Annotated in this window: 2 protein-coding genes; both read right to left on the bottom strand. The window is 68.3% G+C overall.

What is annotated here, in order from left to right; translation table 11 throughout:
* On the bottom strand, positions 1 to 351 hold a 351-nt coding region (locus MOV75_RS40055; RefSeq protein ID WP_247008361.1), incomplete at its 3' end, for a polyphenol oxidase family protein.
* The coding region (locus MOV75_RS40050) for an SAM-dependent methyltransferase (protein WP_247008359.1) at positions 348 to 846 on the bottom strand (499 nt) is incomplete at its 5' end. The genes MOV75_RS40055 and MOV75_RS40050, both read right to left, overlap by 4 nt.

Genomic DNA, 846 nt, shown 5'->3' with positions numbered 1-846 from the left:
GGGATCGACGAACAGCACCGGCCCGCAATCGGCGGTGGAGACGCCGAGCGCAATGCCGGGCGTTTTCGTCACCAGCGCATCGCCCTTCGGCCGCGGTCCGCTCGGCCACGTGCGATCTGCGACGAGGACGTCGGGTGAATGGATCTGGTGCAGGCTGAGGAAACGGTCCGCTGCGACGCCGACATGTTCGGCCATGCGGCGGCGGTTCTCCGCGACCAGGGCCTGATCGTCATTGGAGCCGAGCCCGCCGTTCAGCGCGGAATAGATGCCGCCGGAGACGCCGCCCTCGCGGGTGAAGAAGGCATGCCGCAGGCCGGGCACGGCCGACAGCAGCGACGAAGAAAGTGTCATGAGGCATCTCCGGCCTGCTCGAGATCGCTGAGCCCGGCAATGCCTGTCAGCTGCGGCTCGGAGATGCCGAGCACCTTGAACATCGAGCCCATGCCGCTGCGCCCGGTGTCCGTCAACCGCTTGAGGGCGATCGAAATGTCGGTGGCAACTTCCGGCGTTGCCTTCTGCATCAAGGCGGCCGCCCTTGTGTCGATGCCGATACGCTTGAGGAAGTCGCCTTGCGTCACCGGCCCGTGCACGCGCGCGCCGACATCCTCGGCGGCACGCGCCAGCGCCTGGAAGTCGACATGGGCGGTGACGTCGGCCTGCCCCGGCGCCTTCAAGGGATCGGCGAAGGTGTGGCGCGCAATCGCCTGGAACGTATCGCCGGCATCGCTGCGCAGATGGCCGTAGTCGATGATCAGCGCCGCGCCGTCCTGGTCGCGCACGCGCGTCGCAAGCTTCATGATCTCGCCGTCGGGTCGCCATTCGAACACGGCGCCGACCGGCGCGGCG

Source organism: Bradyrhizobium sp. PRIMUS42 (genome assembly GCF_023006515.1).
GTDB lineage: Bacteria > Pseudomonadota > Alphaproteobacteria > Rhizobiales > Xanthobacteraceae > Bradyrhizobium.
The sequence above is the reverse complement of the archived record's forward strand: the minus strand, read 5'-3'. Positions and strand labels throughout refer to the sequence as shown.